The following is a 13,625-nucleotide window of genomic DNA, read 5'->3' on the forward strand; positions in this document are numbered from 1 at the left end:
TTATTTCTCCGACGGCGTTGTCTTTACCAGGGTTGCGGCTTCAGGAGCCACGCCCAGCGCGTTCAGCTTGAATTCCACCAGATGGCGGTAGTCCAGATCCTTGTCCAGCGCCTTGTAGGCTGCCTGGTACTGGGCAACCGCCTCAGCCTGCTTGCCCAGCGCCACATACAGATCGCCACGGCGATCAGCCTGCAGACCGGCATAGGACTCGGGCATGGACGCCTCAAGCACCTTCAGGCCTTCGTCATAGCTTTTTTGCTGCTCCAGCACGGAAGACAGACGAATGCGAGCGAGGGCCTTGAAGCCTTCATCGCCCTTGTCGGCCACCCAGCTCAGCTGAGCCTTGGCGTCATCGAGCTTGCCGGCATCCACCGAGGCCTTGGCCATCAGCAAAGCCGTCTGGGCGGCCTGCGCCGTGCCCGCGTACTTGTCCCGCAGCTCGCTGAATGCCTGGTCGGCGCGCGCCGCATCCTTGGCCGTCAGTGCTTCGTCCACGGCGAACTCCAGGGCCGAGGCCTGGGTGGCCTGACGCTTTTGCCAGTACTGCCAGCCGTTCCAGCCGGCCAGCCCGAGAAAGACCACGACCAGCACGCTGGTGATCAGGGTTCCCCAGGAATTCCAGAAATGCTTGAGCTGCTCAATTTGCTCTTGTTCTTCAAGATCGAGATGATTTGCCATGGCTACTTAGATTGAGTGGAACGCTGGTCGGAAAACGGGAAGCGGAAAATCAAACCGCCGATTTTAGGCTGCCGGCCCACAAGGCCACATCCGCCAGAGCTTGCTGCACCTGCTGGCCTTCGCCATCGCGCAGCGACTTCACAGTCACCTTGCCCTGGGCCAGCTCGTCGGCGCCGAAGATCAGGGCAAAGCGTGCACCCGAGCCATCGGCCTTCTTGAACTGGGATTTCATCGAGCCCATGCCTTCGGCAGAGCCGCCGGCCGCTGCATGCATCTGCACCGCCACACCGGCGGCGCGCAGCTGCTGCACAGTCTTGAAGACCTGGGGCAGCGCCGAGGCGTCGGGAATGATGGCGTAGACATCGGCTGCGGGCTGGGGAATCTCGGCCCCCACCTCCTTGAGCACTTCGAGCACGCGCTCCACACCCATGCCCCAGCCTACGGCCGGAGCGGGCTTGCCGCCGATTTCCTCGATCAGATAGTCGTAACGACCGCCGCCGCAGATCGTGCCTTGCGAGCCCAGCTTGTCGGTAATGAACTCGAACACCGTGAGGTTGTAGTAGTCCATGCCGCGCACCAGACGCGGGTTCAGGCTCCAGGCCACATCGTTGGCATCCAGAATCTCCTGCACGGCCTTCAGATGCGCCTTGGAGGCATCACCCAGGTAGTCCATCAGCTTGGGCGCTGCGTTGACCATGTCCTGCATGGCCGGATTCTTGGTATCCAGCACGCGCAGCGGGTTGCTGTACATGCGGCGCTTGGCCTCCTCGTCCATCACCTCGGTGTGCTGCTCGAAGTAGGCGATCAGGGCCGCGCGATGCGCCTTGCGCTCCTCGGGCTGACCCAGGCTGTTGAGCTCCAGACGCACGCCTTCAATGCCCAGCTCTTTCCAAAGTTGAGCGGCCAGCAAAATCACTTCGGCATCCAGCTCGGGGCCGGCAAAGCCCATGGCTTCCACACCGACCTGATGGAACTGGCGATAGCGGCCGCGCTGGGGACGTTCGTGGCGAAACATCTGGCCGATGTAGAACAGGCGCTTGCCGCCTTCGTAGAGCAGATTGTTTTCCACCACCGAACGCACCACGCCGGCCGTGCCTTCGGGGCGCAGGGTCAGGTGCTCGCCGTTGAGCTTGTCCTCGAAGGAGTACATCTCCTTTTCGACGATATCGGTCACCTCGCCCAGGCCGCGCACAAACAGGGCCGTGGGCTCGACGATGGGAGTGCGGATATTGCGATAGGCAAAGCGCCCCATCAGATCGCGCACCTTGGCTTCAAACCACTCCCAACGCGCCGAATCGGGTGGGAGAATGTCGTTCATGCCTTTGACGGCGGTCAGTTTTTCGTTCTTGGCCACGTGAAGTCTCACACTTGGGTTACTAGCAAAACAAGAGCATATTGCGCACGGCAATCATGCACTTCAACTAGAAACCTAATTCAAATCCATACAGATAGTGCGCAAGCAGCTATCAATTCCAAAGTCTTGGCTCGCTGGCATTGTGCCAGCAAGCGCAATCACCACCCGCATGCTGGGCCGCTGCAAGCGCTCGAGTCGCTCAGGCCTTCTGGCCGTAGCGGCGCTGCACATATTCCAGCACCAGGGTCTGGAACTCCTCGGCAATATGCTCGCCGCGCAGCGTCAAGGCCTTCTCGCCGTCGATGAACACTGGCGCCGCAGGTGCCTCGCCATTGCCGGGCAGACTGATGCCGATATCGGCATGCTTGCTCTCGCCGGGGCCATTGACGATACAACCCATCACCGCCACCTTCATGGCTTCCACGCCGGGGAACTGGGTGCGCCAGACCGGCATTTCACCACGCAGGAAATCGTCGATCTTCTTGGCCAGCTCCTGGAACGTGGTGCTGGTGGTGCGGCCACAGCCCGGGCAGGCGGTGACGCTGGGCACGAACACGCGCAGTCCCAGGGCCTGCAGGATTTCGGAGGCTACAACGACCTCCTGCGTGCGAGCTTCACCGGGTTGGGGCGTGAGCGAGACGCGAATCGTGTCGCCGATGCCTTCCTGCAGCAGCACCGACAGTGCCGCGGTGGAGGCCACCGTGCCCTTGGTGCCCATGCCGGCCTCGGTCAGACCCAGGTGCAGCGCATAGTCGCAGCGGCGCGCCAGCTCGCGGTAGACCGCAATCAGATCCTGCACACCGCTGACCTTGCAGGACAGGATGATGTTGTCGGGGTTCAGACCAATATTCCTGGCCAGCTCGGCCGAGCTGATGGCCGAGGTGATCAGCGCCTCGTACATGACCTGGCGCGTCTCCCAGGGCTTGTCACGACGGCTGTTCTGATCCATCAGATCGGCCATGATTTCCTGGTCCAGAGAGCCCCAGTTCACGCCGATGCGCACGGCCTTGTCGTATTTGGCCGCAATCTCGATCATCTGACCGAACTGCTTGTCCTTTTTGTCGCCCTTGCCCACGTTGCCAGGGTTGATGCGGTACTTGGACAGCGCCTGGGCGCAGTCGGGGTAGTCGGTCAGCAGACGGTGGCCGTTGTAGTGGAAGTCCCCGACCAGCGGCACGTACTCGCCCATGCGATCGAGCTGCTCGCGAATATAGGGCACGGCCGCCGCCGCCTCGGGCGTGTTCACCGTGATGCGCACCATCTCCGAGCCGGCCTGGGCCAGCTGACGCACCTGGATGGCGGTCTCCACCGCATCCACGGTGTCGGTATTGGTCATGGACTGCACGCGCACGGGCGCATCGCCCCCCACGGTGACCACGTTGTTGCGCCACACCACCCGGGCCTGGCGCGATTTGCGCGGCAGCGGGCTGGCGATGGCTATCGCCTGGCTGAGCTGCTGCGAGCTTTGAGAATCTTGCACTCTTGTTTACCTCGAACGGTTACTTCACCTCGAAGCGAGCCACATTGTCGCGTGTGCTCGAGATATCGAAGGGTTCGCCACGTACCGTCACCTGCGTGCCCTTGGCATTGCCCACAATCACCGACAGGGGCAACTGGCCTTCGGCAGTCGCAGATTCATCCTTGGACAGGGTCTTTTCCAGCACTACCTTGCCGCTCGCGTCCCTGACCTTGACCCAGGACTGGCCGGTATTCACCTTCAGCACCAGCAGGCCACCAGCGCCGGCCGCAGGCGTGGCTGCCTCGGTTGCCGGGGCTGCGGTTTGGGCCGCTGCCACAGGTGCGGGAGCGCTTGCTGCAGCGCTGTCGCCAGGCATGCTGGCAGCAGCTGCTGCTGCCGACACAGGCTCTGCCACCGGCGCTGCGGGTGTGGCAGAGCTGCCCTGTGCCCCCCCCTCAGCCTGGGCAAGCGGTTCTGCAGCCGGAGCGCTCACCACTGCCGTCTGGCCAGACTGTGCCTGAGCCGGCGCTGGCGCGCCTGCCCCATCGGCGCCGTCCACCATCTGCTGGAATGGCACAAAGTACACGGCAGCGGCAGCTGCCAGCAGAATCAGAACGCCTGCCGCAATCTTGCGAGAGCTGCTGTTGCCGGAGTCCAGCGATGTCCCTGTGACCTTGAAGCTGCTGCGCACCTTGACGGTCTCGTTGATGCCAGGACCTGTTTTGGCAAGGCTTTTGATCTCGGTGCGCGGCAGCTTGGCCAGCACCGATTCGGCATCGATATGCAAGGTCCGGCACATTCCCATGGCCAGAGCACGCATGAACACATGATCGGGAAAGGCCGCATAGTCATCGGCCTCCAGCGCTTGCAGCTTGTGCTGCGGCACCTTCAATGTCGCAGCCATCACGGGCAACTGCATCCTGGCTGCTTCCCGCGCCTGACGCAACAAGACCCCGGCCGTGGCCTGCCCATGAGTGGGCACCTGCTCTTCGCTTTGCATAGTTTCCTCTTCCACCGCAGCCTCATTCATTGAAAGCTCCACGTTCATAGGCCAGCCACTGACGCGATTGAGGAAAACGCTCACGCAACTGATCGGCCTGTTGACGCACTCCAATGTCGTCGTGCAGTGCCCTGTCTATTTTGATTCCAAGCCAGAGGCTTTCCGCACTGGCCTGATTGCTATTGTTATTCAAGCGCCGGATGTAGAACTGCGCCTTTTTCAGATCACCTTTGAGCCAAAGCACATTTGCCAGGTTGTAGCCTGCGGCGGAGTTGCCCACATCCATCTCGTAGGCGCGAAACATGTTCTGGTAGGCCTGCTCCAACTGTCCCGCCTGCTGGTAGCACATGCCCTTGGCCAGCAGGGTCCTGGGCTGCTCACGGTAGCCCGGGGCCTGCAAGGCTCTATCAAACCACTGCTGGGCCGCATCGAAATGCTTTTGCTGGCATTGCATCCAGCCGTAGTTGTGAATCTGGTTGCCGTCACGCGGATTGAGATCCACGGCCTTGCGCATGGCGACCTCGGCCTGCGTCCAGTCCTGGTTCTGCATGAGGATCAGGCCCAGCAGGCCGTATGCATCGGCGTAATCGGGCTTGGCAGCCAAGGCCTGCCCCACCTCATCCATGGCCACGTCCAGGCGCCCTGCCTGAAAGTAATTGGCAGCCAGCTCCAGGCGAATCTGTGCACGGCGATTGGCATCCGCCACCTGGGTCCCGCCCGTGCCAACCACGGAAGACTGGGGCACGGACGTAGAGGAAGTGGTGGTGGTCGTTGTCGAAGTGCAACCCACAAGTGCCGCGACCGCAACCGGTACCCCCCACCGGGCCAACAAGCCCCAATGTTGCCAAACCGGTCGCTGTACCACTGCCCTCATTGATTGTCCTTTATTCAAAACTCCGTCAAGACACCTGCTTGAGCGGGATAGTACGCTGCTTGGCCATACGCTCGGCAGCGCGAGTTCTGTCCTTTACATCGCCCGCGAGCTGACCACAGGCCGCATCGATATCATCACCCCGAGTCTTACGCACCGTGGTCACGATGCCGGCATTGCTCAGCAACGTAGCGAACTCGGTCACACGAGCCGAAGGCGAGCGCAACAAACCCGAAGCGGGGAAGGGATTGAACGGGATCAGATTGAACTTGCACCAGCTCTTGCCATCGCCGCGCGCGCGCACCAACTCTATCAGCTGGCGTGCATGCTCAGGTTGATCGTTAACGCCGTCGAGCATGCAATATTCAAAGGTGATGAAGTCACGCGGCGCGAACTCCAGATAGCGCTCGCAGGCGTCCAGCAGCTCGGCAATCGGGTACTTCTTGTTCAGCGGCACCAGGTTGTCACGCAACGGATCATTGGGCGCGTGCAGCGACACCGCAAGCGCCACCGCACAATCCTGCGACAGTCGGTCCATCATGGGCACCACGCCCGAGGTGGACACCGTCACGCGGCGACGCGACAGGCCATAGCCATGGTCGTCCAGCATCACCTTGAGAGCTGGCACCAGCGCACTGTAGTTCTGCAGCGGCTCGCCCATGCCCATCATCACCACGTTGGAGATGATGCGATCTTCGGTACCGAAGCGCTTGCGCAGCGAATGCTCGGCGTACCAGAGCTGAGCAAGGATTTCGCCGGTATTGAGGTTGCGGCTGAAGCCCTGATGCCCCGTCGAGCAAAAGCGGCAGCCCACGGCGCAACCTGCCTGGGACGATACACACAGCGTGCCACGGTCGTCCTCAGGAATGAAAACGGATTCAACGGCATTGCCGTCACCCACATCGAACAGCCACTTCACGGTGCCGTCGGCAGAGACATGCTCCGTCACCACAGGCAAAGCGGTAATGTGGGCCCGGCTTTTGAGCTTTTCGCGCAAAGACTTGGCCAGATCTGTCATCTGGTCGAAATCGGATGCACCACGCTGGTGAATCCAGCGGAACAGCTGCGTCGCACGGAAACGCTTCTCCCCGAGCTGCTCGCAATAAGCGGTCAGTCCTTCGAGGTCAAAATCAAGCAAATTAGTAGTCATATCGGCATGTGGCGAGGCGTCTTGCGAACGGTGTTTGCCACGCCGTGGCCAGCATCTTCAAGTGCTGACACCCGCTTTGCACGAATGCAAAGCGCCGGCGTCAGCGAGAGCATGCTGTAAAGCTAGCGTGGATTAACGCGAGTACACGTTCATGCCGGGGAAGAAGAAGGCAACTTCCACAGCAGCAGTTTCAGCAGCGTCAGAGCCGTGCACGGCATTGGCGTCGATGCTGTCGGCGAAGTCGGCGCGGATGGTGCCCTTCTCTGCCTTCTTGGGATCGGTAGCGCCCATCAGCTCACGGTTCTTCAGGATGGCGTTCTCGCCTTCCAGAGCTTGAATCATCACGGGGCCGGAGACCATGAAGTCAACCAGATCCTTGAAGAAAGGACGGGCGGCGTGCACAGCATAGAACTGCTCGGCTTCGCCGCGCGACAGGTGCACCAGCTTGGCAGCCACGATCTTCAGGCCAGCAGCTTCGAAGCGGGCGTAGATTTGGCCGATCACGTTCTTGGCAACTGCGTCGGGCTTGATGATGGAGAGGGTACGTTCGATAGCCATGATGATTATTTCCTAATCAGGGTTACTATGGGTTTTTGCCGAAAAAGCAAAACAGTTGATTTTAGCGGTGCCGCCATAGACCTTTAAGTCCAGGCAGCACTCAAATCCTTACGGACGACTTTTTAGCGACCGCCGCGACGACCACCGCCGCCACCGCCAGCAGGGCGACGCTTGGCGTTCTGGCGGGCACGCGATAGGCTGTCGCTGCCGATATAGCCCACCGAAGTGCGCATGGGGTCGGGCTGGCTATCCCCTTGCGAGCGACCCGAGCCACCGGAGCGGCCACCGGACTTGTTGCGCGGGCTGTCGCCCAGCATGCCGCTAGGTGCCGGACGATTGCCGTCCCACTCGCCACGGCGCTGACCACCGCCTTCACGGCGACCCTGAGGTGCGCGATCGGCATTCATGCCATTGCCGCGACCACCGCTGCGGTTGTTGCGGCCGCCACGGTTGTTGGCACCACGGGCGCCAGCGTTGTTGCGCTCGACAGGAGCACGCTCCTTGACGCCGGCTGCCGACATCAGCGCCTGGATATCGGCCTGATCGAGCTCCACCCAGGCGCCGCGCTTGAGACCGCGCGGCAGCATCATGGCACCGTAGCGAATGCGGATCAGACGGCTGACGGCATGACCCACAGCCTCGAACATGCGACGCACTTCGCGGTTGCGACCTTCGGAGATGGTCACGCGATACCAGCAGTTGGCACCTTCGCCGCCGCCGTCTTCCACGGCACCAAAACTGGCTTCGCCGTCTTCGAGCTGCACGCCGTCCAGCAGACGCTGCTTTTCTTCCTTGCTCAGCGCGCCCAGCACACGGGCCGCGTATTCACGCTCCAGCCCGAAGCGGGGGTGCATCAGCGAGTTCGCCAGCTCGCCCGAGCTGGTGAACAGCAGCAGACCTTCGGTATTCAGGTCCAGACGACCCACCGACTGCCACTTGCCATGCTGCAGCTTGGGCAGCTTGCGGAACACCGTAGGGCGGTTTTGCGGATCGTCATGCGTCACCACTTCGCCCACGGGCTTGTGATAGGCAATCACGCGTGCGGGCGGCGGGTCGATACGAAAGCGGATGGGCTGGCCGTTGACCTTGACGATATCGCCGAACTGAATGCGCTGGCCGACGTGGGCAGGCTCGTTGTTGACCGAGATGCGCCCTTCCAGGATCAGTTGTTCCATCTCCAGGCGCGAACCCATGCCGGCCTGGGCCAGCACCTTGTGCAGCTTGGGAGAATCGAGCTGGGGTGCAAGCACGCGCTTGGCGGGCATGGCGCTGCCGTTCTCTTCGTCGTCATCGAAGTCGCCCGAGATCACATCGGCAAAGTCGATGTTCTGCCCCTTGCGTCCCTTGTGCCCATGAGGAGCGGCAACGCTTCCCGCGGCCACCTCCGCGACGACGGCATCTGCTGCGTCATGGTCATGACCCTGGGACTGCACCTCCACATCCTGCTCGGCCACGGGCTGAACCGGCTCCTCGACGGCCACGGGTTCTTCGGCCCGGGGCTTGGTCACGCGCTTGCGCGCAGGCTTGGCCTCGGCAGCAGCGTCCTTTTTGACGCCGGCACGCTTGCGCGGTGCAGCAGGCTTCTTGGCCTCGACAGTATCCTTGGCACCATCGGCCTTGGCTGCGCGGGGCTTGCGAGTCTTCTTGACCGGCTCGGCTTCGGGCGAAGCGGCTGCAGACTCGGGCATCGGGTTCGATGTCTCGTTGTTCATTCCAGTTTTCCTTCGGGGACGACGCCATCGTCATCCTCCACAATTCGTTGTTCTGCCGACTCGACGGCATCGTCGGCCCGCGCTTTCGTCTTTGCGTCCTCGGCCTCGTCGTCGCTGCCGTAGTCATCCTCGAGAAACGCCTTCAGTCCCACCCACTCGGTACGGCCTGCTTTCTTGGCCGCCGGCTTGGGCTGCGACTCTGCCGCCTTGACAGTCCTGGCGGGCCTGGCCGCTTTGGGCTTGCTCACAGACGGCAGCTCCATAGCCGGCCCAGGCTCCGAGTCAGGCAGCGCGGTCTCTATTGTTTCCGTAGCAGCTTGTGCAATATCAGCCTGCGCTTGAACTGAATATGACTCCAGCTCCGGCACATCGGACTCAGGCTGAAGCTCCGCCTGAATCACCGCCCGCTCTTCCGCCACTTCATCAGCACCTAGAGCAGACTGATCCTCGGCGCCACCTTCCTCATTCAAGGCACCCAGAACTTCACTCTCAGCCGCATCGGACTCAGCAGCGACATCCGTATTCGCTACGACCTCGGCAGGCTCTGCGGCGTCCACCCCCTCCAGAGGCAGGGCATCCTCCGCTCCGGCCTGCGGTACGGCGGTCTGCTCGCCCTCCTCTCCATCCAGCGCCTTGAACAGACTTTGCTGGGCCTGGGTTTCCTCCAGCATGGGCAACTGATCCAGCGACTGCAGACCCAGATCATCGAGAAACTGGCGCGTGGTGGCAAACAGCGCGGGCCGACCCACGGTTTCACGATGGCCGATGACCTCGATCCAGCCTCGGTCTTCCAGCTGCTTGATGATCAGGCTGTTCACAGTCACACCGCGAATGTCCTCAATATCACCGCGCGTGACCGGCTGACGGTAGGCAATGATCGCCAGCGTCTCAAGCGTCGCCCGCGTGTACTTGGGCGGCTTCTCGGGGTGAAGCTTGTCCAGATAGACCCGCATCTCTGGCCGGCTCTGAAAACGCCAGCCAGAAGCCACCTGCACCAGTTCCACGCCCTTGAGGGCCCAGTCCTTTTGCAGATCCAGCAGCAAATCCTTAACCGTGTCCGAGCCCAGCACATCATCAAAAAGTGAGCGCAATTCCCGCAGCGTTACAGGCTGCGAGGCACAAATCAATGCTGTTTCAAGAACCCGCTTGGCATCTACCGTATTCATGGGCGCAGCGTTTCGGGAGCGGCCGTCGCACCGACTGCGGTGGGACGCCTGATTCTAAGAAGAGAGGGAAGCGCCCCAAAGATGCCATGCGAGTGATGGTCAGAGGCTTTCCGGCAGATTGTAACGCAGACCCCATAAATCCAGTGCACCGGCCATGTCTTGTGGCAGCGGCGCATAGTGGACCAGCGGCGTTTTCGTCACAGGGTGCTCAAAGGCCAGCCTGAAGGCATGCAGTGCCTGGCGCTCCAGTCCGCCCTCGGGCTGACCACCATAAAGCGTGTCGGCAATCAGCGGATGGCCGAGCGAAGCCATGTGCACCCGGATCTGGTGCGTGCGGCCGGTATGCAGCGTGCAGCGCACCAGGCTGTGCGCTGCATCGCCATCGAGCAGATCGAAATCGGTACGCGCCTGCTTGCCCGGGTGCAGATTCAGATCCACCACCGCCATGCGCAGGCGGTTGCGCGGATCGCGACCGATCGGCGCATCGACCTCGCGGTGCTTGCGGCTGCCCCATTGCTTGTGGGCAAGCGCCAGATACTGACGGCTCACATCGCGCGCGGCAATCATCTTGATGAGCGCATCCATGGTGCTGCGATTGCGTGCCACCACCATCAAACCGCTGGTGTCCTTGTCCAGCCGGTGAACAATGCCGGCACGCGGCACCTGGCGCGCTTTTTCATCACGCGCCAGCAGGCCGTTGAGCAATGTGCCCGTCCAGTTGCCGGGCGCCGGATGCACCACCAGACCCGCAGGCTTGTTGATGACCAGCAGATCCTCATCCTCATAGACCACCTGCAGATCCATGGCCTCGGGCTGGAAGGCCATGCTTTGCTGGGTGGGCCGCATTTCCACACTCAGGCGGTCGCCCACGGCCACTTTGACCGAGGGCTTGATCAAGACCTTGCCGTTGAGCGTGACCGCACCGTCGGCCAGCAACTGCTGCAGATAGCTGCGCGAGAACTCGGACACCCCCAGCGCCAGCACCTTGTCCACACGCTGACCATGATGCTCGGTGGCGACCGTGAGTTCGCGACTCTCGACCTCGGCCGAGGCAATGCCGTCTTCGGCTGCTTCGTCCCAGCTCTGCTCGACCGCGTCAGAAGGCACAAGCCCCTGCTGGGCAGGGGCTTGTGCGGCTTGCTTGCGTTGCGAGGCCATGCTCAACGCGAGGGCAGATAGCGCGAAGGATCGACAGGCTTACCCTGGCGACGCACCTCGAAGTGCAGCTTGACGCGATCGGCATCGGTGCTGCCCATCTCTGCAATCTTCTGCCCCTTCTTCACGGCCTGATCTTCCTTGACCAGCAGAGACTGGTTGTGGGCGTAGGCAGTCAGATAGGTGTTGTTGTGCTTGAGGATGATGAGGTTGCCATAGCCACGCAGGCCGGCACCGGCATACACCACACGACCATCGGCCGCAGCCACCACGGGATCACCGGCCTTGCCGCTGATGTCGTAGCCCTTGTTGCGCTGCTCGTCGAAGCCGGCAATCAGCGAGCCGCCGGCAGGCCAGATGAAGTTCACATCATCGGCTCCCTTGGCAACAGGCGCAGGGCTTGTTGCAGGCGTGGATGGCACTGCCGTTGCGGTTGCAGCCGGGGGCGTCACGGAGTTCGTCGTGGCTGCAGTGCTGCCACCGCCCACGACCACGGGCGCGACACCGCGACCCGAGCCGGACGATGCGACAGGCGCCTCGCGTCCGGGCGGCACCACACGCACCACCTGACCGACTTCAATCACATTGGGATTGTCCAGATTGCTCCAGCGAGCAATGTCCTTCCAGCTCTGGCCGTGCTCCAGACCAATCCTGATCAGAGTGTCGCCAGGCTTGATGGTGTAGTAACCCGGCTTGCCGGCATTTTCAGCGCCGGGCAGCGACTTGACGTCCACAGTTGAAGACGAGGAGGCCGACTGTCCGCGATCCTCCACAGGAGCCCTGTTTGCCTGGGCAGCACAACCGGCCAGGATGACACCTGCCAGCACGGCCGTTCCCCATGCACCAAGACTTCGCGATACCAACATAAGCTATTCCCTTCTAGGCGATCCCCGATTTTAGAGGGACAAAGTTGACTGCTTCCAAAACTGTCTGCGTAAAACCGTGTGAACTCTTGTCAATCACCAGCAGTGCCTGCTTACCCGCACCTACCACGACAGGAGCCACCAGACGCCCGCCCACCGCCAGTTGATCGCACCACTCTTGCGGCACCACATCACCTCCGGCAGCGGAGATGATGCCCGCATAGGGCGCGCCACTGGCAAAACCAACCATGCCGTCTCCAAGGATCAGATGCACATTCGATAGGCGCATGGGGCGCAGATGGCTGCGCGCTTTCTCATGCAGCCCACGCAGCCGCTCTATCGAATAAACCTCTTTGGTGAGCATGGACAGCACGGCGGCCTGATAGCCGCAGCCCGTACCGATCTCCAGCACGCGCCCTTGCCCGTTCCGAGCGGCATCCGAATCGAGCAGCAGCTCGATCATGCGGGCCACGATGCTGGGCTTGGAGATGGTCTGACCCAGGCCGATAGGCAAACTGGTGTCTTCATAGGCCTGGTTGACCAGAGCACTGTCGACAAAGCGGTGACGCTCCACAGTGGCCATGGCCTGAAGCACGGCAGGGTTGCTGACGCCGGCCGCACCGATGCGCTGGGCCATGCGGGCCCGCACTGTGGATGAGTCCAGCCCCACCCCCACAGGTGAAGCGGCCACACGCAGCGGATTGATGGACTTGGGAGCAACGGGCGGCCGCGCCGCGCTGGTGCCCGTCTGAACCGAGCGTGCAATCCAGCCCGGGACCTGAGGCGGACGACGCTCGCTCACGATGCTGCCGCCGATGTGGTGGATGGACCTGCCAGCTTGCTGGCCGTCTGCGCCCAATAGCCCAGGTTTTCATGATCGGTCAGATCGACCTTGAGCGGCGTCATCGAGACATGGCCGTGGGCCGTGGCATGGAAATCCGTGCCTTCGGAGTCGTCCTTTGCAGCGCCGGCGCTGCCGATCCAGTACATGGTCTCGCCACGTGGACTTTGCTGCTGAATGGCCTGCTCGGCCGCATGGCGGCGCCCCAGGCGACACAGCTTGACGCTTTTGAGTGCATGCAGCGGCATATTGGGAATATTCACGTTCAACAGCCAGGGAGCAGTACCGATCAGCTGCTGGGCCTGCATCTGCTGAACCATCTGACGGGCTGTGGCAGCCGCCGCCTCCAGCTCGGCCCAGCCCTTGTCCACCTGCGAGAAGGCAATCGACGGAATACCGAACAGATAGCCCTCCATGGCCGCCCCCACAGTGCCCGAGTAAATCGTGTCGTCGCCCATATTGGCGCCGTTGTTGATGCCCGAGACCACCAGATCGGGCCGGTAGCCAAGCAGGCCGGTCAGCGCGATATGCACGCAGTCTGCGGGCGTGCCGTTCACGTAGCGAAAGCCGTTGTAGGCCTGATGCACATACAGCGGCGCGTTCAGCGTCAACGCGTTGGACTTGGCGCTGTTGTTGTGCTCGGGCGCCACCACTTCGACGTCTGCCACGGTGCGCAGCGCATCGTGCAAAGCCACGATGCCTGGGGCCTGGAAGCCGTCGTCATTGCAAATAAGAATCTTCATGGATGAGGCGGATTGTAGGCGGCTCCAAGGTCACGACAGAGACACGCGGCATTCGCACCACACTTCTATCATCTG

13 protein-coding genes are annotated in these 13,625 nt (G+C 62.1%); all 13 read right to left on the minus strand.

Annotation, left to right across the window (positions count from 1 at the left end; all coding sequences use genetic code 11):
- Complete coding sequence (locus tag AC1RTQ_RS15625) at positions 1-678, minus strand: YfgM family protein (protein WP_492877029.1); 678 nt, start codon at positions 676-678, stop codon at positions 1-3.
- Positions 679-727: 49 nt separating this feature from the next.
- Positions 728-1,996, minus strand: coding sequence for a histidine--tRNA ligase (gene hisS / locus AC1RTQ_RS15630; protein WP_302093233.1), 1,269 nt, complete (start codon positions 1,994-1,996; stop codon positions 728-730).
- A 235-nt stretch (positions 1,997-2,231) separates the two neighbouring features.
- A complete protein-coding gene (ispG, locus tag AC1RTQ_RS15635; RefSeq protein WP_302089868.1) occupies positions 2,232-3,512 on the minus strand; it encodes a flavodoxin-dependent (E)-4-hydroxy-3-methylbut-2-enyl-diphosphate synthase in 1,281 nt (426 codons plus the stop codon).
- Positions 3,513-3,531: 19 nt separating this feature from the next.
- On the minus strand, positions 3,532-4,521 hold the full coding sequence (locus AC1RTQ_RS15640) for a helix-turn-helix domain-containing protein (RefSeq protein ID WP_492877031.1): 990 nt from the start codon (positions 4,519-4,521) through the stop codon (positions 3,532-3,534).
- Positions 4,514-5,365, minus strand: a complete 852-nt coding sequence (pilW, locus tag AC1RTQ_RS15645) for a type IV pilus biogenesis/stability protein PilW (RefSeq protein ID WP_492877033.1) — start codon at positions 5,363-5,365, stop codon at positions 4,514-4,516. Before pilW ends, AC1RTQ_RS15640 begins: the two co-directional genes overlap by 8 nt.
- A gap of 25 nt (positions 5,366-5,390) precedes the next feature.
- Positions 5,391-6,512: a dual-specificity RNA methyltransferase RlmN gene (rlmN, locus tag AC1RTQ_RS15650; protein ID WP_302089865.1), complete on the minus strand. Its 1,122-nt coding sequence runs from the start codon at positions 6,510-6,512 to the stop codon at positions 5,391-5,393.
- Positions 6,513-6,644: 132 nt separating this feature from the next.
- Complete coding sequence (gene ndk / locus AC1RTQ_RS15655; protein WP_003053316.1) at positions 6,645-7,070, minus strand: nucleoside-diphosphate kinase; 426 nt, start codon at positions 7,068-7,070, stop codon at positions 6,645-6,647.
- 122 nt (positions 7,071-7,192) lie between these two features.
- Positions 7,193-8,782, minus strand: coding sequence for a pseudouridine synthase (locus AC1RTQ_RS15660; RefSeq protein ID WP_492877035.1), 1,590 nt, complete (start codon positions 8,780-8,782; stop codon positions 7,193-7,195).
- The gene (gene scpB / locus AC1RTQ_RS15665) at positions 8,779-9,948 is read right to left on the minus strand and encodes an SMC-Scp complex subunit ScpB (RefSeq protein WP_492877037.1); all 1,170 of its coding nucleotides are present in this window, start codon (positions 9,946-9,948) and stop codon (positions 8,779-8,781) included. The genes AC1RTQ_RS15660 and scpB overlap by 4 nt, the downstream gene beginning before the upstream one ends.
- Positions 9,949-10,047: 99 nt before the next feature.
- On the minus strand, positions 10,048-11,106 hold the full coding sequence (locus AC1RTQ_RS15670) for an RluA family pseudouridine synthase (RefSeq protein ID WP_492877039.1): 1,059 nt from the start codon (positions 11,104-11,106) through the stop codon (positions 10,048-10,050).
- A 2-nt stretch (positions 11,107-11,108) separates the two neighbouring features.
- Positions 11,109-11,969, minus strand: a complete 861-nt coding sequence (locus tag AC1RTQ_RS15675; protein ID WP_492877041.1) for a peptidoglycan DD-metalloendopeptidase family protein — start codon at positions 11,967-11,969, stop codon at positions 11,109-11,111.
- Positions 11,970-11,982: 13 nt separating this feature from the next.
- Positions 11,983-12,768, minus strand: coding sequence for a protein-L-isoaspartate(D-aspartate) O-methyltransferase (locus AC1RTQ_RS15680; protein WP_302089860.1), 786 nt, complete (start codon positions 12,766-12,768; stop codon positions 11,983-11,985).
- Positions 12,765-13,550: a 5'/3'-nucleotidase SurE gene (gene surE / locus AC1RTQ_RS15685; protein WP_302089859.1), complete on the minus strand. Its 786-nt coding sequence runs from the start codon at positions 13,548-13,550 to the stop codon at positions 12,765-12,767. The genes AC1RTQ_RS15680 and surE overlap by 4 nt, the downstream gene beginning before the upstream one ends.
- Positions 13,551-13,625 lie beyond the last annotated feature (75 nt).

Source organism: Comamonas sp. GW821-FHT11H03, assembly GCF_058807955.1.

Excerpts from the sequence above, each read along its gene's own strand:
- AC1RTQ_RS15625 (WP_492877029.1), bottom strand. The coding sequence starts at position 678 with ATGGCAAATCATCTCGATCTTGAAGAACAAGAGCAAATTGAGCAGCTC.
- hisS (WP_302093233.1), bottom strand. The coding sequence starts at position 1,996 with ATGAACGACATTCTCCCACCCGATTCGGCGCGTTGGGAGTGGTTTGAA.
- AC1RTQ_RS15640 (WP_492877031.1), bottom strand. The coding sequence starts at position 4,521 with ATGAATGAGGCTGCGGTGGAAGAGGAAACTATGCAAAGCGAAGAGCAG.
- pilW (WP_492877033.1), bottom strand. The coding sequence starts at position 5,365 with ATGAGGGCAGTGGTACAGCGACCGGTTTGGCAACATTGGGGCTTGTTG.
- rlmN (WP_302089865.1), bottom strand. The coding sequence starts at position 6,512 with ATGACTACTAATTTGCTTGATTTTGACCTCGAAGGACTGACCGCTTAT.
- ndk (WP_003053316.1), bottom strand. The coding sequence starts at position 7,070 with ATGGCTATCGAACGTACCCTCTCCATCATCAAGCCCGACGCAGTTGCC.
- AC1RTQ_RS15660 (WP_492877035.1), bottom strand. The coding sequence starts at position 8,782 with ATGAACAACGAGACATCGAACCCGATGCCCGAGTCTGCAGCCGCTTCG.
- scpB (WP_492877037.1), bottom strand. The coding sequence starts at position 9,948 with ATGAATACGGTAGATGCCAAGCGGGTTCTTGAAACAGCATTGATTTGT.
- AC1RTQ_RS15670 (WP_492877039.1), bottom strand. The coding sequence starts at position 11,106 with ATGGCCTCGCAACGCAAGCAAGCCGCACAAGCCCCTGCCCAGCAGGGG.
- AC1RTQ_RS15675 (WP_492877041.1), bottom strand. The coding sequence starts at position 11,969 with ATGTTGGTATCGCGAAGTCTTGGTGCATGGGGAACGGCCGTGCTGGCA.
- surE (WP_302089859.1), bottom strand. The coding sequence starts at position 13,550 with ATGAAGATTCTTATTTGCAATGACGACGGCTTCCAGGCCCCAGGCATC.